The organism is Roseinatronobacter bogoriensis DSM 18756, from assembly GCF_004366635.1.
Lineage (GTDB): Bacteria > Pseudomonadota > Alphaproteobacteria > Rhodobacterales > Rhodobacteraceae > Roseinatronobacter > Roseinatronobacter bogoriensis.
The window spans coordinates 403,242-425,172 of sequence record NZ_SORN01000001.1; the positions used below are offsets into that span (position 1 = coordinate 403,242).

At 60.3% G+C, this 21,931-nt stretch carries 18 protein-coding genes; 11 read left to right on the forward strand and 7 right to left on the reverse strand.

Annotated elements, in window-relative coordinates; genetic code table 11:
• Nucleotides 1-86: 86 nt before the first annotated feature.
• The 4 genes from EV660_RS01810 (at nucleotide 87) to EV660_RS01825 (ending at nucleotide 7,020) form a co-directional block, all read left to right on the forward strand.
• On the forward strand, nucleotides 87-1,979 hold the full coding sequence (locus tag EV660_RS01810) for a sensor histidine kinase (protein WP_198510641.1): 1,893 nt from the start codon (nucleotides 87-89) through the stop codon (nucleotides 1,977-1,979).
• Nucleotides 1,976-3,343: a sigma-54-dependent transcriptional regulator gene (locus EV660_RS01815; protein ID WP_071481644.1), complete on the forward strand. Its 1,368-nt coding sequence runs from the start codon at nucleotides 1,976-1,978 to the stop codon at nucleotides 3,341-3,343. The genes EV660_RS01810 and EV660_RS01815 overlap by 4 nt, the downstream gene beginning before the upstream one ends.
• A 202-nt stretch (nucleotides 3,344-3,545) precedes the next feature.
• Nucleotides 3,546-4,520 (forward strand): TAXI family TRAP transporter solute-binding subunit, encoded by a 975-nt coding sequence (locus EV660_RS01820; RefSeq protein WP_071482314.1) that lies wholly within the window; start codon nucleotides 3,546-3,548, stop codon nucleotides 4,518-4,520.
• A gap of 100 nt (nucleotides 4,521-4,620) precedes the next feature.
• Nucleotides 4,621-7,020, forward strand: coding sequence for a TRAP transporter permease (locus EV660_RS01825; protein ID WP_071481643.1), 2,400 nt, complete (start codon nucleotides 4,621-4,623; stop codon nucleotides 7,018-7,020).
• Between the two features lie 71 nt (nucleotides 7,021-7,091).
• On the opposite strand, the gene EV660_RS01830 is transcribed toward EV660_RS01825, so the two are convergent.
• Nucleotides 7,092-8,663: a trimethylamine methyltransferase family protein gene (locus tag EV660_RS01830; RefSeq protein ID WP_375781706.1), complete on the reverse strand. Its 1,572-nt coding sequence runs from the start codon at nucleotides 8,661-8,663 to the stop codon at nucleotides 7,092-7,094.
• A gap of 307 nt (nucleotides 8,664-8,970) precedes the next feature.
• Between EV660_RS01830 and nadA the strand changes: the two genes are divergently transcribed.
• From nadA to EV660_RS01865, 7 genes are all read left to right on the forward strand, one after another.
• Nucleotides 8,971-10,020 (forward strand): quinolinate synthase NadA, encoded by a 1,050-nt coding sequence (gene nadA, locus EV660_RS01835; RefSeq protein WP_071481642.1) that lies wholly within the window; start codon nucleotides 8,971-8,973, stop codon nucleotides 10,018-10,020.
• A gap of 3 nt (nucleotides 10,021-10,023) precedes the next feature.
• Complete coding sequence (locus tag EV660_RS01840) at nucleotides 10,024-11,592, forward strand: L-aspartate oxidase (RefSeq protein WP_071481641.1); 1,569 nt, start codon at nucleotides 10,024-10,026, stop codon at nucleotides 11,590-11,592.
• Entirely contained in the window at nucleotides 11,589-12,437 is an 849-nt protein-coding gene (nadC, locus tag EV660_RS01845) for a carboxylating nicotinate-nucleotide diphosphorylase (protein WP_071481640.1), read from the forward strand. Before EV660_RS01840 ends, nadC begins: the two co-directional genes overlap by 4 nt.
• A 143-nt stretch (nucleotides 12,438-12,580) precedes the next feature.
• Nucleotides 12,581-13,240, forward strand: coding sequence for a DUF1007 family protein (locus tag EV660_RS01850; protein ID WP_071482312.1), 660 nt, complete (start codon nucleotides 12,581-12,583; stop codon nucleotides 13,238-13,240).
• Entirely contained in the window at nucleotides 13,240-14,145 is a 906-nt protein-coding gene (locus tag EV660_RS01855) for a nickel/cobalt transporter (protein ID WP_100319275.1), read from the forward strand. Before EV660_RS01850 ends, EV660_RS01855 begins: the two co-directional genes overlap by 1 nt.
• Before the next feature lie 41 nt (nucleotides 14,146-14,186).
• The gene (locus tag EV660_RS01860) at nucleotides 14,187-15,563 is read left to right on the forward strand and encodes an MATE family efflux transporter (RefSeq protein ID WP_071481638.1); all 1,377 of its coding nucleotides are present in this window, start codon (nucleotides 14,187-14,189) and stop codon (nucleotides 15,561-15,563) included.
• 10 nt (nucleotides 15,564-15,573) lie between these two features.
• The gene (locus EV660_RS01865) at nucleotides 15,574-16,440 is read left to right on the forward strand and encodes a DMT family transporter (RefSeq protein ID WP_071482311.1); all 867 of its coding nucleotides are present in this window, start codon (nucleotides 15,574-15,576) and stop codon (nucleotides 16,438-16,440) included.
• A 51-nt stretch (nucleotides 16,441-16,491) separates the two neighbouring features.
• Here the strand turns inward: EV660_RS01865 and EV660_RS01870 are convergent, their stop codons facing one another.
• From EV660_RS01870 to EV660_RS01895, 6 genes are all read right to left on the reverse strand, one after another.
• A complete protein-coding gene (locus tag EV660_RS01870; RefSeq protein WP_071481637.1) occupies nucleotides 16,492-17,181 on the reverse strand; it encodes an ABC transporter ATP-binding protein in 690 nt (229 codons plus the stop codon).
• Nucleotides 17,178-17,933 carry an ABC transporter ATP-binding protein gene (locus EV660_RS01875; RefSeq protein ID WP_071481636.1) on the reverse strand — a complete coding sequence of 252 codons (756 nt, stop codon included), beginning with the start codon at nucleotides 17,931-17,933 and terminating at the stop codon, nucleotides 17,178-17,180. The genes EV660_RS01870 and EV660_RS01875 overlap by 4 nt, the downstream gene beginning before the upstream one ends.
• Nucleotides 17,926-18,894 carry a branched-chain amino acid ABC transporter permease gene (locus EV660_RS01880; RefSeq protein ID WP_071482310.1) on the reverse strand — a complete coding sequence of 323 codons (969 nt, stop codon included), beginning with the start codon at nucleotides 18,892-18,894 and terminating at the stop codon, nucleotides 17,926-17,928. Before EV660_RS01880 ends, EV660_RS01875 begins: the two co-directional genes overlap by 8 nt.
• 1 nt (nucleotide 18,895) lies before the next feature.
• On the reverse strand, nucleotides 18,896-19,813 hold the full coding sequence (locus EV660_RS01885) for a branched-chain amino acid ABC transporter permease (protein WP_071481635.1): 918 nt from the start codon (nucleotides 19,811-19,813) through the stop codon (nucleotides 18,896-18,898).
• A 64-nt stretch (nucleotides 19,814-19,877) separates the two neighbouring features.
• Nucleotides 19,878-21,020 (reverse strand): ABC transporter substrate-binding protein, encoded by a 1,143-nt coding sequence (locus EV660_RS01890; RefSeq protein ID WP_071481634.1) that lies wholly within the window; start codon nucleotides 21,018-21,020, stop codon nucleotides 19,878-19,880.
• A gap of 70 nt (nucleotides 21,021-21,090) precedes the next feature.
• Nucleotides 21,091-21,918, reverse strand: coding sequence for an alpha/beta hydrolase (locus EV660_RS01895; RefSeq protein ID WP_071481633.1), 828 nt, complete (start codon nucleotides 21,916-21,918; stop codon nucleotides 21,091-21,093).
• Nucleotides 21,919-21,931 lie beyond the last annotated feature (13 nt).

The window sequence follows — 21,931 nt, forward strand, 5'->3', positions numbered from 1 at the left end:
CGGTGCTCTGACAATTGCTTGCATATCCGGCCGCCAGTCGCTGACCTGCTTTGGGACCAGCGTTGCGAATACTGTGCCATTATACAATGATGGTGCCATCTGAGTCGGAACAGGGCGTGACACGGGCAATGGCGATGCAACGGCTTTCGACCACAAGGCTCTCGGCAGTATTGCTGCTGTGTCTTGTTGTGGTGGCGGGGCTTAGCTGGCTTGCCCATTACCAGACCCGCGCCAAAGCGTTTCATGATCTGCATGACCGCGGACAAAACACGCTGAGCCTTGCCGAATCCAGCCTTCGCGGGCAATTGGCGCGTTTTGAGCGCCTTCCTAAATTGCTTGCCGATCAGCGTGTGATCCGGTCCTTGATGTTATCGCCCTCGAACTCTGATCTTATCCTCGCGGCAAATATGTATCTGCGCGATACGGCAGAATTGCTGGGCGCGTCTGATGTCTATGTGATGTATCGCGACGGTGTCACGCTGGCTGCGTCGAATTTTGACCAGCCGCATAGTTTTGTTGGCGGCAATTTTGCGTTTCGCCCTTATTTCTTTGACGCCATGCGCCATGGAGAGGGGCGCTTTTATGCGCTTGGCACCACGTCGAACAAGCGCGGCTATTATTTTGGTGCGCCGATAGATGTTGCGGGTCAGCGGCGCGGCGTCATGGTGATCAAGATCGATGTGGACGAGATTGAACAGGCCTGGGCTTCGGATGATCTGCGTATTCTGGTCACGGACCCTGAAAATATCATCTTTCTGTCGAATCGCCCTGACTGGCTGTTTCATGCCTTTGGCGAATTGACTCCGGAGCGTCTGGCCCGCACCGAAGAAACGCGCCGCTACGCCAACGCCCCCATCGGCGAAATCGAATATCGCGCACGCACGGACCGCCACGGGTTCCGCCTGCTGACCGGGCCGGGCAGCGAAACGGATGCCTCTGAATACCTTGTCGTTGCCCGCGAGATGCCGCAGGCCGATTGGGAGGTGCAGGTTCTGCTTCCGACACGGGCCGCACGGGTGCAGGCGGCGGCGACGGTTGCAATCGGATTGTCACTATCAGGGATTGTCGCCTTGCTGGGGCTGATCGTCTGGCAACGGCGGCGTCAGCTTGCCATTCGGCTGGCTATCGAGCAGGCGGCAAAGGATGATCTGGAGCGTCGCGTCGCCCTTCGCACGTCCGAGTTGCGCGATGTGAATATGGCGCTTGAAGATGAAGTGACCGAACGGCGCGCCACTGAAGAGCAGTTGCGCAAGACCCAATCTGAGCTGGTTCAGGCCGGCAAGCTGGCCGCGCTGGGCCAAATGTCTGCTGCGCTTAGTCACGAATTCAACCAACCACTTGGTGCCGCGCGCAATTACGCCGAGAATGCGCAGCTTCTGCTGGATCGGGGCCGCAATGTCGAGGCGCGCTCAAACATCGACCGGATCGTGGGCATGATCGACCGGATGACGCGCATTAGCCGCCATCTGCGCAATTTTGCACGCAAACCAAACCAGCAATTGCGCCCTGTGGCCCTCGCCGAAGCCGTGGCGGCCGCGCAAGAGCTTCTGGGCTGGCGTCTGACCAAATGCGGTGTGACACTGACAGTTGATCTGGGGGATGGGGCGCTTTGCGTGACCGGCGGCGCGGTGCGCTTGCAGCAGGTGTTGGTCAATTTGCTAAGCAATGCGATAGATGCCGTCGAGGACTGGCCAGACAAACGACTGCATCTGCGCGCGCGGCTTTGTGGTGATATGGTGCAGATCACATTGCGCGATCATGGGGCGGGCGTGGCCGAAGGGGTGCAGGCGCGGATTTTTGACCCGTTCTTTTCGACCAAGGAAGTGGGCAAGGGGCTGGGGCTGGGCCTGTCGATTTCCTATAACATTGTGCATGATTTCGGGGGCCGGTTGTCGATGCGCAATCACCCCGAAGGCGGAGCGGAATTCACAATCGAGTTGCGGGCCGCAGCGCAAGCCAGCATCGAGGCGGCACAATGAGCGCATTGCACGTTCTATTGGTCGATGACGACGCAGATTTGCGTGCATCAACAGAACAGGCGCTGGATCTCGCCGGGCTACAGGTAGAAGGGCTGTCCAGCCCCGAAATGGCGCTGGAACGGATCACCGCCGGATTTGCTGGCGTTGTGATCACCGACATCCGTATGCCGGATATGGATGGCTTGACCTTGATGACGCGCATCCATGAGATTGATGGCGATATCCCCGTCATTCTGATTACCGGGCATGGCGATGTGCCGCTTGCGGTGCGCGCCATGCGTGACGGGGCGCATGATTTTATTGAAAAACCCTTCTCGGGCGCGCAACTGGCGACGATAGCGGCGCGCGCCCTTAACTATCGCCAGCTTGTACTGGACAACCGCCGCCTGCGCGCGGTTGCAGGGCAGGTGGATGATCTGGAAGCGCGTCTGGTTGGGCGATCCAATGCCATGATTGCCCTGCGCCGTCAGTTGCGCACGGTGGGGCCGTCAGATGCGGATGTCCTGATCATTGGCGATACCGGCACTGGCAAGGAAGTGGTCGCGCGCGCGCTGCATGATATGTCTGCGCGTGCAGCGCGCCCCTTTGTGGCCATTACCTGTTCGGCTTTGCCCGATACGCTGATCGAGTCGGAACTTTTTGGGCATGAAGCAGGGGCCTTTCCGGGTGCGATCCGGGCGCGGATGGGCAAATTCGACCATGCGCGCGGCGGTACGGTTTTGCTGGATGATATCGGGGCCATGCCGCTGGCCCTGCAGGGCAAGTTGTTGCGGGTTCTCCAAGACAGAGTCATCACGCCGCTTGGGTCAAATGTGCAGCATGATCTGGACCTGAGGTTCATTGCCACCAGCCGCGTCCCGCTGGAGGCAGAGGTCAGCGCAGGGCGCTTTCGCGCTGATCTTCTGTATCGTCTGAACGCGGTAAGCCTGCGTCTGCCGCCCCTGTCAGAGCGAGTTGAGGATATTCCGGCACTTTTCGCACGCCTGCTGTCCGAGGCATGTGCCCGTCACCGCCTGCCCGCGCGCACCGTCAGCCCGGAATTTCTGGCCGAGCTTGCGCGCGCGGATTGGCCCGGCAATGTACGAGAGTTGCGCAACGTTGCCGAACGCCATGCCCTTGGGCTGGAACGCGACCAGCAGGACGGTGACGCGGTGACGCAGACGCGCAGTCTGGCCGAACAGGTCGCGGCACATGAACGCAAGTTGCTGGTCAATGCGTTGATCCGGCACAAAGGTGTGCTGAAGCCCGTTTATGAAAGCATGGGCCTGTCACGCAAGGCGCTGTATGACAAGCTGGTGAAACACGGAATCGACAAGTCACATTTCCTGAACCTGAATAAGGACGGAACGCCGACAGGGATGTAGGAATGTGTGCGTTTCAACACATCAATCAGCCCCTGTGTGTAGGCTTCTACACATTCTTGATAGCGTTCGCGCTAACATAGCGCATTTTTTTGAAGACTATGGTTGCATTCACCCTCATGGCACCATTTCGTGCGGTGTGCGTCGGCATACCCTGGAGGGGGTTTTCCGAACAATCACATACGCAAACACAGGGGAGGTCCCAATGCGTTATACAAATTTTGCGGCTCTGGCCGCGGCAGCCGTCATGTCCATGTCGATGGCACAGGCACAGGATCGTGACGGTTGGCCGTCTGATCTGACAGTCGGCACTGCCAGCCAGGGCGGTGTTTACTTCGTCTATGGTAACGGCTTGGCATCGTTCATTTCGGAAGAACTGGGCATCAGCGCCAGCGGCGAAGTGACTGGTGGTCCGGTGCAGAACGTGACGCTGCTGCAAATGCAGGAACATGATATTGGCCTTGTGACCATGGGCCCGATGTTCGAAGCATGGAACGGCGAAAGCGAACTGGCCCCGGGGCTGGAGCACCGCGATGTGCGCGCGCTGTTCCCGATGTATGAAACACCGTTTCAGGGCATCGCGCTAACCAGCCAGAATATCAGCTCGGTCGGTGATCTGGCTGGCAAGCGCGTCAGCGTTGGCCCGGCAGGCGGCACGCCCGGCACTTATTGGCCACGGTTCCTTGAGGCGTTGGATGTCGATGCAAACGTGTCCTTCGCAGGCGCGGCCGATGCGGCAAGCCAGTTGCAGGACGGCCTGATTGATGCCTTTGTCTTTGCCGCCGGTGTCCCCATTTCGGCCTTCTCGCAGCTTGCAGCAGAGGCCGATGTGCGCACCTTCACCTTCTCGGATGAAGAGCATGCTGCATTGCTGGAAGCCTTCCCCGAAGTGTCGCCCTTCACCATTCCGGGCGGATCCTACACTGTTCAGGACGAAGACCAGCAATCTGTCGCAATGTGGAACTTCGCAGTTGCCCATTCCGACATGCCCGAGAGCCTGGCCTATGAAATCACCAAGCTGGTGATGGAAAACAACGATCGGATGATGCAGATTCATGCCGCAGCCGTGGCAACCCTGCCCGAGAACTATGTCAATAACAGCTTCCTGCCGTACCACCCGGGTGCTGTGCGCTGGTTCGAGGAAAACGGTTTCGAGATTCCGGAAGAGCTGAAGGACTAAGCGCTTGACGCTTGGGTAAAAGATACAAAAGGCCGCCCAGTGCGGCCTTTTGCGCAGACAGCACAATACATACCATTGCGATACGTATGGAGCCCGACACATGACACAAGCGCAGGACCGGAGCGAGACGGTCGAGATTGATCCCGATAGAATTGCCGAAGGGGTGGATCGGGAAATCGTCATGTCAAACCAGCGCGTGCCGCCGGGTGTGCTGGGCTGGGTGCTGGCCTTGTGCTGTATTCTGTATACCGCGTTTCATATTGGTGCGATGAACATTTATCCATTGGAAACATGGGTTTATCGCCTAAGCCATGTGACGGGCGGTTTGATCCTTGGCTTTCTGATTTATTCGGCAACAGTTTTCCCGGACACATCGGATGATCGCAAAGGCCGTTCACTTCCGGAAATGACCCTTGTGGGGCTGGCATTTCTGGCTGTGGGTGTGGCCTTTGTCCAGATCGTGTGGGCCGTGGCCACGGGTAATCTGGTTGGTATGGGCGCGCCGCCTGACCAGATGAAATATACCTTCGGCTGGCCACTGATCGTGGGGACATCGCTGGCGCTGGTGGCAAGCTGGCTGTTTCCGGGGCGCGACCGTACGCGGATTGCGCTGGCAGATGTGATCCTTGCATTCGCCGCGCTGACGGTGGGCATTTATATCATTGCCCATGCAGGGTTTTTGCGCAATCGCGCGGGTGTCTTTCCGCATGTGAATGACATGTATGCTGCCATTGCCGGGATCGTACTGATTCTGGAGATGACGCGTCGTCTTGCCGGGCTGGCGCTGGTGGTCATTGTCGCCGTCTTCATCGCATACGGGTTTCTTGGCCCGTGGCTGCCGGGCTTTCTGAACCACCGGGGTTATAGCCCTGAACGCTTCTTCGCGCGCATCTATACCGATATCGGGGTGCTTGGGCCGACAACGGCGGTGTCCTCGACCTATATCATCCTGTTCATCACCTTTGCCGCCTTCCTTCAGGCCAGTCGGGTGGGTGAGTATTTTATCAATTTTGCCTTTGCGGCCGCTGGCGGCGCGCGGGGTGGACCTGCGAAAGTTGCGATTTTTGGATCTGGCCTGATGGGCATGATCAATGGCACATCGGCGGGCAATGTGGTGTCCACTGGCTCGCTGACAATTCCGCTGATGAAGAAGGTGGGCTACAAGCCCCAGACAGCGGCTTCGGTCGAAGCGGCGGCCAGTTCCGGGGGGCAGATCCTGCCGCCCATCATGGGGGCTGGTGCCTTTATCATGGCAGAGATTACGGGCATTCAATACCGCGAAATCGTGATTGCCGCGATTATTCCGGCAGTGCTGTATTTCCTGTCGGTCTATTTCATGGTGGATAAGGAAGCCCTGAAAAAAGGCATGAAGGGTCTGCCAAGGGCACAACTGCCGAAGTTCAACGAGATGGCCAAACAGGCTTATCTGTTTATTCCCATCATCATGCTGATTGGCGCGCTTTATGTCGGCTACTCGGTCATTCGCGCAGGGACATATGCGATGGTCGCGGCATTCGTTGTCAGTTACATCCGCGTGCTTGTGGACGGGCGCGAGGATGGACTTTGGAACCATCTGGTGGGCCTGATGCTCTGTGTTCTGGCGCTTATGCCGCTTGCAGTTGGCGCGCAGATCCTGTCGCAAGGCTGGGGTGAAGGGGCGGCGTTCCAACTGGTTATCTCGATCGTGATCAGCATCGTGTCGGTCTTTGGTATTGTGATGACCCTGCGGCTGAACTCGCCCAAATCGGCGGGTATCGCCAAGGCGGTCGAGCATTTCCGCATGATACCCTACGCGCTGGAGATCGCGGCCAAGATGTCACTGCAACTGGTCGCGGTTTGTGCTGCTGCCGGGGTGATTGTGGGCATTATTGCGATTACTGGCATTGGCGTGCGCCTGTCGGGCGTGCTGATGGCGATTGCCGGGCAAAGCCAGTTGCTGGCGCTGTTCTTTGCGATGTGCGTGGCGATCATTCTTGGCATGGGCATGCCCACCACCGCGGCCTATGCCGTTGCGGCCAGTGTCATCGCGCCGGGCCTGATCCGCATGGGGATTGAACCGCTGACCGCGCATTTCTTCATCTTCTACTATGCGGTGATGTCGGCCATCACGCCGCCAGTGGCGCTTGCGGCCTATGCGGGCGCGGCCATTGCGCAATCTGACCCGATGAAAACCTCCGTCGAGGCGTTCAAGATCGGGCTTGCGGCTTTTGTCGTGCCGTTCATGTTCTTCTACAGTTCATCCCTGCTGATGCAGGGCGAGACGCTGGAGATCCTCCATGTCTTTGTCACGGCATCTCTGGGCATCTATCTGCTGGCCTCTGCCGTGCAGGGTTGGCTGTTCGGCGTAATTGGCTGGCCATTGCGCGTGATCGTGGGTGTGGCCGCGCTGGCCATGATCGCAGGTGGCTGGACCTCGGACCTGATCGGATTGACTGTTGCGGGCGCTGTCTTCCTGTATCAGCGGGCCATGGGTGCCAAGGCAGGCGCCACCAACGCCTGAAATGGGCGCGCCTGAAAGAAAAACGGCCCCGGCTGAATGCCGGGGCCGTTTTGGTTTTGCCAGTCCGCGCTTTAGCCAAAGGCGTCCGGTTCTGATGCCTTGCGCTGGTCGATATAGCTTTGCAGTGCTTCGGAAATGCTGGGGTCCAGCATGGGTTGCTGATAATCACCCAGCATCTTGGCAACCCGAAGGCTTGCAAGTGTCTGCGTGTCGCGTGCGCCGTCTTCGTCCCATGTCTCGAAGGGTTTGTAGTCCAGCAGGTCAGAACGCCAGAACGCATCCTTGAAATTGGCCTGTGTATGCGCGCAGCCCAGAAAATGCCCGCCCGGCCCAACTTCGCGCAACGCATCCATTGCCTGCCCGTTTTCCGACATGTCGATTCCGCGCGCCAGATGATGCAGCGCGCCAAGCTGGTCGGCATCCATCACGAATTTCTCGTAGGATGACACCAGCCCGCCTTCCAGCCATCCACAGGCATGAAGCATGAAATTCACACCCGCCAGCAGCGCCATGTTCAGGCTGTTTGCGGTTTCATATGCAGCCTGTGCATCCGGCAGTTTGGACCCGCAGAACGACCCGCCCGACCGGTAGGGCAGCCCAAGGCGCCGGGCCAGTTGGCCGGCCCCGTAGGTGATCAGCGCGGCCTCTGGCGTGCCAAAGGTGGGCGCGCCGCTGTTCATGTCGATCGAGGTCACGAATGCGCCCATGATCACAGGTGCACCGGGGCGGACAAGCTGGCTATAGGCGACACCTGCCAGCACTTCAGCCAACACCTGTGTCAGCGTACCTGCAACCGTGGTGGGTGCCATCGCCCCACCCACGATAAAGGGCGAGATGATGCAGGCCTGATTGGCGCGTGCATAGATTTCCAGCGCCCCCATCATCACCGAATCGAATGTCAGCGGCGAGTTGATGTTGATCAGCGAGGTCATGACCGTGTTCTGGTCAACGAATTCTGACCCGAACAGGATTTTGGCCATCTCGACTGAATCGGCTGCACGCACGGGTTCGGTGACCGACCCCATGAAGGGCTTGTCTGAATAGAGCATATGCGCCTGAATCATATCCAGATGGCGCTTGTTCACGGCCACATCGGTCGGCTCGCACACAGTGCCGCCTGAATGGTGCAACCATTTGGACATATAACCCAGTTTCACGAAATTACGGAAATCTTCCATAGTCGCGTAGCGGCGCCCGCCAGCGGCATCGCGCACGAATGGGGGGCCATAGACGGGGGCCAGCACCAGATTGCGCCCGCCAATCTCGACATTGCGGGCCGGGTTGCGGGCGTGCTGGGTGAAGCTTCCGGGCGCTGTGGCGCAAAGCTGGCGGGCAAGCCCGCGCGGAATGCGGACCCGTTCGCCCTCTACCTCTGCGCCCGCGTCACGCCAGCGGGCAAGGGCTTCGGGGTTGTCCACGAAATTCACACCGATCTCGGCCAGCACCGTTTCGGCATTCGCCTCGATGATCGCAAGCGCCTCTTCGTTCAGCACGTCCAGATTGGGGATGTTACGTTCGATATAGCGCGCGGTTTCAATGCTGACGGCTGTGCGCGCCGCGCGCCGCGCGGCCCCGCCGCCAGATGCGCGCCCGCGCCGCGCCCCACTTGCTGCTTGCGCCATCTCGGTTGCTGGTTCCGCCATGATAAGACACTCCTGATTGCCCTGCGCATTGGCAGGTTAGATGGTGCTTGTTACCCGTGGCATTCGCGTTCGACTGGCCAGTTTGCGGCGCTCTGGGGTGCAAAGCGACATTCAAAGCGTGCTCACCTTGCTGGACATGCGCGTATGAAGGCATTATCTGCCGTCCAACCGATGTATCTGCGAATACGGGCGCAGCGCATCCTGTCCGTTATTGGCCTGCATAGGCAGGTTTACCTTGATCTCCCGTCAGTGATGCCCATATGCAGCCCGCCCATAACGGGGTGCTGAAAGTGATCGGAGCCTTGCCATGCTGGATATGCCCGCCATCCGTCAGGACCTGAATCTGGTCTATGACCTTGCCCCGAACCCCGACTTGGCCGCGCGGATGAGTGCCGAGTATTCCCGCATGTCGCGCGTTGTCTCGCCTGCGGACTGGGCGATTCATGCGCCTTATGTCGCCGCGATCAATGCGCTCAAGCGCGAACGTAATGCGACCATTCTGGCGCATAACTACATGACGCCGGAAATCTATCATGGCATCGCCGATGTGGTGGGCGACAGTCTGCAGCTGGCGGTAGAGGCAACGCGCACCAGTGCCGATGTCATTGTGCAATGCGGCGTGCATTTCATGGCCGAGACGTCCAAAATCCTGAACCCTGCAAAGATTGTGCTGATGCCCGACATGCAGGCAGGCTGTTCACTGGCTGAAAGCATCACCGCTGAAGGCGTGGAACAGATGCGCGCCAAATACCCCGGCGCGCCAGTGGTCAGCTATGTCAATACAACGGCTGAGGTAAAAGCGGCGTCAGATATTTGCTGCACCTCGTCCAATGCGGTCGATATTATCCGCGCATTGGATGCGGACACGATCATCATGACGCCAGACCAGTATCTGGCGCAAAACGTCGCCGCCCAGGTGCCGGAAAAGCGCATTGTCTGGTGGGAGGGGTCGTGCATTGTGCATGAACAATACACCGCGCAAGATATCCGCGATTTCCGCGAGTGGAACCCCGACACGCGCATCATCACCCATCCCGAATGCCCGCCCGAAGTGGTGGCGGAATCCGACTTCTCCGGCTCGACCAAGGGAATTCTGGACTATGTCAGTGCAGAGCGTCCCGCGCGGGCGATGCTGGTCACAGAATGCTCGATGGCGTCAAATATTTCCGACGCGCACCCGGATGTCGAATTTATCGGTCCGTGCAACATGTGCCCGTATATGAAGAAGATCACCCTCGAAAAGGTTCTGTGGTCGTTGCACACGATGACTACCCAGATCGAGGTTCCCTCTCATATTGCTGACAAGGCGCGTCTGGCCGTGCAACGCATGATCGACCTTTCTGCGGCGAAGGCCTGATCTGTGGTCACGACCGACCGCGTGGTGATTGTGGGCGCAGGTCTGGGCGGGCTTTATGCTGCCCTGGCCCTGGCCCCACACCCTGTTCTGGTCATTTCCCCCGAAACACTGGGCGAGGGGGCATCATCGGCTTGGGCGCAGGGTGGAATCGCGGCCGCTATGGCGCAGGGCGACACGCCGCAGGCGCATGCACAGGATACCATTGTTGCCGGTGCGGGAACAGTGGATGCAAAAATTGCCGAATTGGTGACAGATGCGGCGCGAAGCCACATCCTCGACCTGACTGCGCAGGGCACCCCATTTGATCGCGATGCGCGTGGAGATTACGTCCTGAACCACGAGGCTGCGCATTCGACTGCGCGTGTTGTGCGGGTGAAGGGGGATCAGGCTGGACGCAAGATCATGGAAACCCTGATTGCAGTCGTCCGCGCAACCCCTTCGGTACAAGTGATGGAACGCGTGGTGGCGCAAGAGCTTGTGGTCACGGATGGGAGCGTTGCGGGCGTGACGCTGGCAAGGCTGGACGGGGATAACGTGTCGAAGCCTGTAGCATTGCATGCGCCAGCGGTGTTGTTGGCGGGCGGCGGGTCCGGCGGGCTGTATGCGCTGACGACCAACCCGCCGCGCATTCGCGGGCAGGTGATGGGGCTGGCCGCGCGCGCAGGCGCGAAAATGGCGGATATGGAATTCGTGCAGTTTCACCCCACCGCGATGGACCTGGGGTTGGACCCGGCCCCCCTTGCCACCGAAGCGCTCAGGGGGGCGGGGGCACGGCTGATCAATTCCGAAGGCGAGTATTTCATGGCTTCGGCCCATGATCTGGCAGATCTTGCCCCGCGTGACATTGTTGCCCGCGCCGTCTTTGCGCAAACACAGGCTGGCAAACGCCCTTCGCTGGACACGCGCACAGCCATTGGCGCGGCGATCCATGACCGATTTCCGGCAGTTACAGAGGCCTGCCGCAAGGCGGGGCTGGACCCGGTTGCGCAGCCGATCCCGGTTGCAGCCGCCGCACATTACCATATGGGGGGTGTCGCCACAGATGCGCAAGGGCGCGCGTCTTTGCCCGGGCTATGGGTCTGCGGTGAGGCAGCCTCTACCGGGTTGCATGGGGCGAACCGGCTTGCCTCGAACGGGGTGCTGGAGGCGCTGGTTTTTGCTCGCAAGGCTGCACTGGATATTTGCGATAACCTGTCATCGCGTGACGCGCCTGCTGCGCCGGTCACATTGCACTTCCAGTCTGGCGGTGTGCCCCCACAGCCGGACGCCGTGACTGCGCTGCGTCATCTCATGACTGATCTGGTGGGTGTGCGCCGAACCGGCGCGGGCCTGCAATTGGCCTTGACCCGTATAAAGGCGCTGGAACAGGCGAATTTGGGGGTGCCCGATTTCGTCAATATGTGTACGACGGCCACGCTGATCACAGCAGCGGCACTTTTGCGCTGCGAGAGCCGTGGCGCCCATTGGCGCGATGATTACCCGGAGCCGAACCCTGAGAAGGCGCAACGCTCATACCTGACCTTTCGCGATGCGCTGCATCTGCGCGAATCTGTCTGCACGGAGGCGACATGACCCATTCCCCTTTGCCGGAATTGCTGGTTGAACCGCTTGTGCGTGCAGCGCTTGTTGAAGATCTTGGGCCATCGGGAGATGTGACCTCGGCCGCGGTCATTCCACATGACCTGCGATACAGCGCAACCCTGAATGCGCGGCAAGACGGGGTGATCTCGGGGGGGCAGCTTGCGGAACTGGCATTCCGTTTGGTGGACCCGTCGCTTGTGGTCAAAGTCCATCGCCCAGACGGCAGCACTGTGCGCGCAGGCGATGCGGTCATGACGATTGAGGGTGCCGCATTGTCCATTCTGGCCGCAGAACGGGTCGCATTGAACTTCATGGGGCGGTTGTCCGGGGTTGCAACGCTGACGGCGCGATTCGTCGCCAAGGCGCAGGGCACAGACGCGCGGATTACCTGCACGCGCAAAACAACGCCGGGGTTGAGACTGGTCGAGAAACAGGCCGTGTTGCATGGGGGCGGGGCCGCGCATCGCTTCGGGTTGTCGGATGCGATCCTGATCAAGGACAACCATATCGCAGCCGCTGGCGGTATTGCGCCAGCTTTGCGTGCCGCCCGCACAAGCGCCAGCCATATGCGCCGGATCGAGATTGAAGTTGATACCTTGGCGCAGCTGGATGAGGTGCTGGAAACGGGCGGCGCGGATGTGGTCTTGCTGGACAATATGACAACGGCGGATCTGACCGCCGCCGTGCAGCGCGTGGCGGAACAGCTGGTCACCGAAGCATCGGGGACCATGCGGTTGGACCGGATTGCCGAAGTTGCCGCGACGGGGGTGGATTTCATCTCTGTCGGGGCCTTGACCCATTCAGCGCCAGTGCTGGATCTGGGGCTGGATTTCTAGCACAAGCGACGATCTGCGCCGCGCATCTGTGACGCGCCCCACCCGCCCACCCTTGCGCGCCACAGATGCGCGGCGCAGATCGCCGAGGCGTGACTTGTGGCGCTTGCATGCAGATTGTAGGTTTGCCCGAACCGGAGGGGCGGATGAGATCATTTCAGATCATTCTGGCTACATGCTGCGCCATCGGATGGGGCAGCCTTGCGCATGCGCATCCCCATATCTTTGTCGATGTCGAGTTGGAGATTGTGTTTGACACTGAAGGCCAGCCTGAGGGGGTGTGGATTTCATGGGCCTATGACCCTCTCTTTTCCATGCTGCTTGTCTCGGATATGGGGCTTGATCCTGACTTTACCGGAGAGATCAGCGATGAGGAACGCACTGCGCTGGACGGGTTCGACATGAACTGGATCGAGGATTATCACGGCGATACACATGCCACTCAGGAGGGCGAGCCATTGGCCTTGAGTGGCCCGGTCGAATGGGAGTCCGATTACCGCGACGGGCAGTTGATGTCGCGCCATCTGCGGCTGTTGTCGGACCCGCCCGATCCTGCCCGAGAATGGGTGATCGCTGTGTATGATCCGACATATTACACCAGTTATGGCATCGTCGGCACACCACAGGTGCGCGGTCGCAGCGATTGCACCATCCGTGTGTTCGAACCGGATTGGGAAGCCGCCGGTTCGCAACTGGAAGCTGCGCTGGACGAGGTGTTGGGCGCTGGTGGTGATATAGAGGCTGATTTTCCAGCGGTTGGTGCCTTGTTTGCAGAAGAGGTTCGCATCTTATGCCCCGCGCCTTGATGGTTATTGTTACCCTGCTGGGATTAAGTGCTCTGTTCTATCTCGCAGGTGGCGGAATGGACCAGATCACCCAGTGGGCGCAAACTGCACAGCGTGGGTTTCAGGACCAGATGGCGCTTGGGCTGCGCGCCCTGCGCGCTGGTGACCCGGGGGCGTTAATGGCCTTCTGGGGGTTGTGTTTCGCTTATGGTTTTGTCCATGCCGTAGGGCCCGGGCATGGCAAGTTTCTTCTGGGGGCCTATGGGGCCGGCAGCGATGCGCCACTGGGGCGTATGGCCGGGATCGGGTTGATCTCTTCGCTTGCGCAAGGGGCAAGCGCTATTGTGCTGGTGTATGCCGGTGTGCTGATCTTTGATGCCTCTCGCGAGGCCTTGCAACTGGCAGGTGATATCTGGCTGGAACGCGCCAGTCTGATTGCCATAGCACTGATCGGCCTGTGGCTGGTAAGCCGCGCGACCCGCAAGGCGCTGCACTACACAATGGCTGCGCCGGTTACGGCGACCGGAGGTGGGCAGGCGCACGGGCACCACATGCACGGCCATTGCGAAACCTGCGGCCACCGCCACAGCCCGGACATGCACGAGGTTGCACAGGCAAAGAACTGGCGTGACATGGCGATGCTGGTCGGTGCGATCGCGATACGGCCCTGTACGGGCGCCCTTTTCGTGTTGATCCTGACCTGGCGCATGGGACTGGTCTGGCAGGGAGTGGTTGCCGTTCTTGTCATGGCGCTGGGTACGGCAGCGGTGACCATTACGGTCGCCGCGACCGCGGTGCTGGCGCGCGAAGGGGCATTGGGTTGGGCACGAAATCTGGGGCGTTTGCGCCTGCTTGGCCCCGCGCTGGAGGCGCTTGCCGGGCTGTTCATCCTGTTTGTAGCGCTGAACATGTTAAAAATATTCTAAGCTGTCTTGCCGCGCCTTGCGCTTGGCGCTAACCCTGCGGGATGACAGGAAACCCGACCATTTTCAGGACGAACCTGCGCAAGGTTCTGGCGCTGGGTCTGCCGCTTGCCGGCAGCCATCTGGCGCAGTTCATGCTGGCGGTCACAGATACAATCATGCTGGGCTGGTATGGGGTGGTCGATCTTGCAGCAGGGGTGCTGGGGGCGGCATTATTCTTTGCGGTTTTCACCTTCGGCTCTGGCTTTGCCAATGCTGTCATGCCGATGGTGGCGACGGCGGCATCATCGGGACAGGAAACCGAAGTGCGCCGCGCAACCCGTATGGGGCTGTGGTTGTCTATTGCTTTCGGGCTGGTCGCGCTGCCATTATTCTGGTTCTCTGGCACTATCCTGACCGGCCTTGGCCAGCCGGAAGATGTGATTCCGCTGGCCGAAGCCTATATGCGCCTGCTGGGGTTTTCACTGGTCCCGGCGCTGATTGTCATGGTGTTAAAAAATTACCTTGCCGCGCTGGGGCGGACACAGGTTGCATTCTGGATCACCGTCGGGGCCGTCTTTCTGAATGTCGGACTGAACTGGATGTTCATTTTCGGCAATTTCGGGATGCCCGAGATGGGCGTGCGCGGTGCGGCCATTGCAACGATCGTGGTCAATCTGGCCACTGCCGGTGCGCTGGCGCTGTATTGCGCGCTCCAACCCGCCCTGAAGCGCTACACGCTGTTTCAGCGCTTCTGGCGGCCGGACTGGCAAGCGATGGGGCAGGTCTGGCGGCTGGGCTGGCCGATTGGCGTGGCGCTTGTGGCCGAAACGGCGCTGTTTTCCGCAGCGACCGTGATGGTCGGTTGGATTGGCACCCATGAACTTGCCGCGCATGGCATCGCGCTGGAGATCACGGCGATGCTGTTCATGGTGCATCTGGGCTTTTCCAACGCGGCCACGGTACTTGTCGGGCGCGCGCGCGGCCAGCGCGATCAGGACGCGCTGCGCATGGGGGCGAAGGTTGCGGTGGCCGTTTCGATGGCCTTCGCCACAGCGACGATGGTTCTTTACATCGCAGCGGGTCCGTTTCTGGTGGGGCTTTTCCTATCCCCTGACGAGCCAGCGCGTGCAGCGATCATTGCCATCGGCGCGTCTTTCCTGATCGTGGCGGCGGTGTTTCAGCTTGCTGATGGGGCACAGGTCATGGCGATGGGATTGTTGCGTGGTGTGCAGGACACGCGTGGGCCGATGCTGATCGCCGCCTTCAGCTATTGGGGCGTTGGCCTGCCGACAAGCTATCTGTTCGGCATCATGTTCGGTTGGGGCGGAGAAGGGGTCTGGGCCGGGCTGGTTGTGGGCCTGTCTGTGGCCGCATTGTTGTTGATGTTGCGCTTCTGGCGCGGACCGGGCCGGGCTGATGCCCGGCCTTGGGCAAAGTAAAGGCAGTTTCTTGGATATACGTGCAATCATCATGGGGCTGGCCTTTGCGCTGATGTGGTCCTCGGCCTTTACCTCAGCGCGGATGATCGTGGCGGATGCCCCTCCGCTTTATGCGCTGAGCCTGCGGTTCCTGATATCCGGTCTGATCGGCCTCGCAATCGCGCGGGCACTGGGGCAAAGCTGGTCACTGACCCCGGCACAATGGCGCGCGACAATCCTGTTCGGCATCTCTCAGAATGCGCTGTATTTGGGCTTGAATTTCGTGGCCATGCAAACAGTGGAGGCATCGGTCGCGGCCATCATCGCCTCGACCATGCCGCTGCTGGTGGCGCTGGCGGGATGGGTGATCTTGCGCGAATACCTGCGCCCCATGGCGATTGCCGGACTGTTCGCCGGGTTTGCCGGTGTGGCCGTGATTATGGGCGCGCGCATTACTGGTGGGATCGACCTGTTTGGTGTGGCCTTGTGTGTTCTGGGTGTGGTTTCGCTGACTGTGGCCACGCTGAGCATGCGCGGTGCGTCTGGGACCGGGGGCAACCTGCTGACAATCGTGGGAATGCAAATGCTGGTCGGATCGGCCATCCTGATCGTGCCAGCGGTGGCATTGGAAGTGCCCGAGGTCAACTGGACATGGCAGCTTGTGGGGGCGTTCAGCTACACTGTGCTGGTGCCGGGGCTTGCGGCAACATGGGTGTGGTTCCTGCTGGTTGCGCGCATCGGTGCGGTTCAGGCGGCAACCTTCCACTTCCTGAACCCGTTTTTCGGCGTGGCTGTGGCCGCGGTTCTGCTGGGCGAGAGGCTTGGCATTTTTGACGTGATTGGCGTGCTGGTGATCATGGCAGGTATTCTGGCGGTGCAGCGTGCGCGCATACCGTGACAGTGGCGCGCGCGGCTTGCGTTGCTTGAGTATTTTCAGCAAGAAAATGGCTCAGACGCCAAGATAAGTGGCGACAATTTCCGGGGACAGGGCCTTTGGCTGGCCCTGCCACGCGACGGCCCCGCGTTCAAGGATCACGCAGTGATCCGCGAAGGGCAGGATTTCTGACAATGTCTTGTCCACCAGCAGGATGGACAGACCATCGGATTTGAGCGCGGTGATCGCGGCCCAGATTTCCTGACGGATGACAGGGGCCAACCCCTCGGTTGCTTCATCCAGCATCAGCAGGCGGGGGTTGGTCATCAGAGCGCGGCCAATGGCCAGCATCTGCTGCTCGCCGCCAGACAGGGTGGCGGCGAGTTGTTGTTTGCGTTCTGCCAGTCGTGGAAAAAAGCGCTGCACGCGCGCCAGATCCCATTGGCCGGGGCGCGCACTTGCGATCAGGTTTTCCGTCACGGTCAGGTTGGGGAAGCAGCGCCGCCCCTCGGGGACCAGGCCAATGCCCAGGCGGGCCGCGCGAAACGAGGGGGCCGTGGTGATATCCTGCCCGCCGAAGCGCACAGTGCCCGCACGCAAGGGCAACATGCGGCAGGCAGTGGCAATGGTGGTGGATTTGCCCATACCATTGCGCCCCATCAGGGCGACGGCCTGCCCTTCGTGCACTTGCAGGCTGACGCCGAACAGGGCTTGTGAGGCACCATAGAATACTTGCAGGTTCTCAAGGTCGAGCAGGGGGGTCATGTCGCGGCCTCCTCTCCCAGATAGGCGGCGCGGACCTGCTGGTTGGCGCGGATGTCGGCGGGCGCACCTGTTGCAATGATGCGGCCATAGACCAGAACCGATATGCGGTCGGCCAGCTTGAAGACCGCATCCATGTCATGTTCGATCAGCAGGATCGGGGCTTCGTGTTTCAACGCGTTCAGAAAAGTGACAAGGCGGGCTGTCCCTTCTGACCCCAGCCCGGCCATGGGTTCGTCCAGCAAAAAGCATTTCGGGGCCATCGCAAGCGCCACTGCGATTTCCAGCAACCTGCGTTCCCCATGGCTGAGCATTGCGGCTTCGACCGAGGCGCGGGGGCCAAGGCCGACGCGCGCGAGTGCCGCGCGCGCGCCTTCGCGCAAGGCTGTGTCACGGTTGACCGGGCGCAAGAAGCGGTAGCTGTGTCCTTGTCGGGCCTGAAGTGCAAGCATGACATTGCGCAGCGCTGAATAGTCGGGAATCAGGGACGACACCTGAAAGCTGCGCGCCAGCCCGGCCCTAGCGCGTTGGGCGACAGACAATGTGGTAATCTCTGTTCCGTCCAGCCTGACGTGCCCCGCATCGGGCGCGATCTTGCCTGCGACAAGTCCCATCAATGTGGATTTGCCCGCGCCATTCGGGCCAATCAGCGCGTGGATTTCGCCCGGTTGCAAGGTCAGGCTCACATCATCGGTCGCCTTGAGCGCGCCGAAGCTTTTCGACAGACCGCGCAGGTCCAGAACCGGGTCAGACATTCTGCGCCCTCCCTGCGATAAGCCCGATCAGCCCGCCGCGCGCAAACAGCACGACCGCCAGCAGCACAAGGCCCAGCCAGAGCTTCCAGTGTTCGCTCACGCCCCCGAAAAAGACCTCGAACCCCACGAGAATGGCCGCGCCAGCCACCGGGCCAAACAGGCGGCCCACACCGCCCAGAATGATGATGACGATCAATTCGCCCGACATGGTCCATGCCATCATGGCAGGGCTGACAAAGCGGGTAAGGTCGGCCATCATCGCGCCCGCCAGCCCGGTGATCATGCCCGACAGCACAAAGGCCACGAGCTTGACCCCGAAAGGCGAGATGCCGATGGCAGCGGCGCGGTCGGGGTTCTGGCGAATGGCCATGAGCGCCGCCCCGAAACGCGCGGCGCGCAGCATTGCAAAGACCCCAAGTGATGCCAGAAGCACGCCATAGGCGATCAGAAACAATTCCCAGGGTCGTGCTGTGTTCAGGCCGGGAAACTGGTTTCTGACGAAGATGGGCAAACCATCCTCGCCGCCATAGGCAGGCCAAGACAGGGTAAAGAAAAACCCCATCTGCGCAAATGCCAATGTGATCATGATGAAGAAAATGCCCGAGGTGCGCAAGGACAGCGCGCCGACTATCCCCGCGATCAGCCCCGACAGCGCCATTGCCATAGCCCAGATTGGCAGCATCTGGTTGGTGCCGGGCAGACCCAGAACCGTGGTGCCTGAAAAGGCATGATGGGCCGCAATCCCGGCCACATATCCGCCAATGCCTAGGTAGAGCGCATGGCCAAAGCTGACCATGCCGCCCAGCCCCAGCGCAATATTCAGGCCCACCCCGGCGATGGCCAGAATGGCAATGCGCGTGGCCAGTGTGATGATGAAAGGCTCATTTGCCATCCATGCCCAGAGGGGCACCGCGAAAAGTGCGAGTGCCAGCAGGGCATTGAGCAGCCATTCCTTCCGCAAGTTATCCATGGGCGGGAAAAAGTCCTTTGGGCCGGAAGATCAGAACAAGCGCCATCAGCAGATAGATCAGCATCGAGGCGAGCGCCGCACCAACCCCCATCGCCTGCGAGGTGTCCATGAAGGTGGCAAAGATACGCGGCAACAGAAACCGGCCCATGGTGTCGATTACGCCAACCAGGAGCGCGCCGACCATAGCGCCTTTGATCGACCCGATCCCGCCAATCACAATGACAACAAATGCAAGGATCAGCACCGGCTCGCCCATGCCAACCTGCACCGACTGGATGGCACCGACCAGCGCCCCGGCAAGCCCTGCAAGGGCGGCACCCAGTGCAAAGACGATCGTATAAAGTGCGCGGATATTCACCCCAAGGGCAGCGATCATCTCTCGGTCGGATTCACCTGCACGAATCTGGATGCCAAGGCGGGTTTTTGAAATTAGCAGCCAAAGACCGACAGCCACAGCCAAGCCAAAGCCGATCAGCGCCAGACGGTAAAATGAGTAATCCACGATCCCCAATTGAACTGTTCCACGCAAGATATCGGGCACATTCAGGTAAAGCGGGAAGGGGCCAAAGATCATGCGCACCCCTTCGGACAGGATCAGGATCAGCGCGAAAGTGGCCAGCACCTGGTCCAAGTGGTCGCGCGCGTAGAGACGCCGGATCACGACAATTTCTATCAGCGCACCCGCTGCCGCCGCTGCTGCGATGCCCGCCATCAGCCCCAGCCAGAAATTGCCTGTCATCCCGGCAATGGCGGCGCACAGGAATGCGCCGATCATATAGAGTGAGCCATGCGCGAGATTGATCAGCCCCATCACGCCGAAGACCAGCGTCAGGCCGGCGGACATCAGAAACAGCATCAGCCCGAATTGCACGCCATTGAGTAGCTGCTCTAGCACCAGCGCAAGAGTCATGCGACATCACCTTGGGGAATGGAAGTCATGGCCCCGGCAAGTACCGGGGCCGGGATTGCGCCGCTTACATGTTGCAGTTTTCACCATGCACGTCGCGGTGTTCTTCAAAGGCTGTGCCGATGATCCGATTGGTCAGAACACCGTCCACCTCGACCACCTCGCGGACATAGACTGTCTGAACCGGGTGGTGATTTGGCGCAAAGCTGAAATTCCCGCGCACCGAGGCGAAATCCGCAGCGCGCAGCGCGTCGCGGAAGGCGTCACTATCCGAAATATCGGCGCTCGACAGGGCCGACAGGATCAGATTTGCCGTGTCAAAGCCCTGGCTGGCATAAAGCGAAGGCAGGCGGTCATAGGCTTGCTGAAAGGCGCTGACAAAGGCTTCGTTGGCGGCATTGTCCAGATCGGGCGACCATTGCGAGGTGTTGATCACGCCTAGCGCGGCAGATCCCATTGCTGGCAAGACATCCTGATCGAAGCTGAACCCGGCGGAAACAATAGGTAGATCAACGCCGGATTGTTCATATTGGCGCATAAATGAAATCCCCATGCCGCCGGGCAGGAAGATAAACACCGAGTCCGCGCCAGAGGCACGAATTTCGGCAATCTCGGCAGCATAATCGGTCTGGCCGACTTGCGTGAACAGCTCTCCCGCCAGCTCGCCCTCATAATAGCGCTTGAAACCGGTCAATGCGTCTGTGCCCGCCGGGTAGTTCGGGGCCATGATAAAGGTGTTCTCATAGCCCAGCACATTTGCGTGCTGGCCCGCGGCTTCGTGCAGCATGTCATTTTGCCATGCCGCGTTGAAATAATTCGGGTGACAATTCGCGCCCGCCAGTGGCGATGGGCCCGCATTGGGTGAGATGTAGAAGATATCTTGCGCCACGGTCGAGGGCACGACTGCCATTGCAAGGTTTGACCAGATGATGCCGGTCAGAATATCGGCGCGTTCCGACTGGACCATGCGCTCTGCGATCTGCACCGCCAGTTCAGGGCGCTGGGCATCATCTTCGACCACAAGCCTGATCGAATGCTCGCCAGCCATGTCCAGTGCCAGTTGGAAGCCGTCGCGCACATCGACCCCCAGACCAGCCCCACCGCCGGACAATGTGGTAATCATGCCGACGGTGACCGTCTCTGCCTGTGCCGTGCCGACCATCGCGCCAAGGGTCAGGGCTGCCAAGGCAGATGTCCTGAGGGTTTTCATGCGTCACTCTCCCTGTGTGATTTATTGCTTTGCGTAAGTGTTGCCCCGAACCGCTCAAAAAGTAAATCTCTTACGCAAGCGGGGGTGTTTGCGACAAAAGGGCCTGTGTCAGCGGGCTGTCAGGCTGTGCCAGCCCGTCGATGACATTGAAATGGTGCTGCTGTGGGGCGACATGCAGGTGCGCATTGCATCCCTTTCGCGCCCATGCTTCGCGCAACAATGCAGACTGGCGCAGGAACTCTGGCCGCTCATGCCCGCCGACCCATGCCGTTACGGCAATACCGGGATAGGGGTTGTGCAGGGCGGCGCTTTCGCTGCGCGCGGTCTCGTCGGTCAGTCCAAGCTCTGCGTTCATCTGAGTGTGCAGCAAGGGGCGCAGGTCATGCAGCCCTGAGATAGACAGGACATGCGCGATCCGGTCCAGAACGTGACATGGCAGGGTAGTGTCATCGCAGATCATGCGCGTTACCAGATGCCCGCCCGCCGAATGGCCGGTCAGACAGATAGGGCCTGCAACCGCTGCTGCGGCATGGTTTATGGCGAGCGCGATCTGGCCGGTGATCTGCGGGATGTGCGCCTCGGGCGAAAGGGTGTAGCTTGGCAGCGCCACGGCCCAGCCTTGTGCCACTGGCCCCGCGGCCAGATGTGACCAGTAGGATTTGTCGAATTTCAGCCAATAGCCGCCATGCACGATAACCACCAACCCGCGCGGGGGGGCTTCGGGCAGGAACAGGTCATAGGTTTCGCGCCTGTGCGGACCATAAGCGATGTCGCGGCGCAGTGTCGCGCTGGCGCGAAACGCCTGTGCTTCCTGTTCCCAGCGCGGCGGATACTCTGCCGACCCGTCGATATAGGCGCCATTCGCAAACGCATCATCCCAGTCGATTTCAGGGCTCATAACATCTTCCAGC